This is a genomic window from Pseudomonas sp. FME51, from assembly GCF_014897305.1.
This window is the reverse complement of record NZ_JABUYN010000057.1, coordinates 1-305: the sequence shown is the minus strand read 5'-3', so window position 1 is coordinate 305 and position 305 is coordinate 1. Positions and strand designations below refer to the sequence as shown.

The window sequence follows — 305 nt, the reverse complement described above, 5'->3', positions numbered from 1 at the left end:
AAAAGATACGTGTTATGTGTAGTGCTCACACAGATTGTCTGATGAAGAACGAGCAAAAGCGCGTCTGCGAAGCTGACAAGAGTCCCCTTCGTCTAGAGGCCTAGGACACCGCCCTTTCACGGCGGTAACAGGGGTTCGAATCCCCTAGGGGACGCCAATTGCGCGGTATGAGTGAAAGGCGTACCACACTATGTCTGATGAAAATCAGAGAATAGTTAAGATAATTTTAACAAGTTATTTTAACTATTTATGCTCTTTAACAATCTGGAACAAGCTGAAAAATTGAAAACAAATCAATATATCAC

General features: G+C 42.3%; 1 tRNA gene. It reads left to right on the top strand.

Annotation, left to right across the window (positions count from 1 at the left end):
• The first annotated feature begins 81 nt into the window (after nt 1-81).
• Nucleotides 82-157: transfer RNA gene (locus tag INT39_RS22390), tRNA-Glu, on the top strand.
• Nucleotides 158-305: the final 148 nt, after the last annotated feature.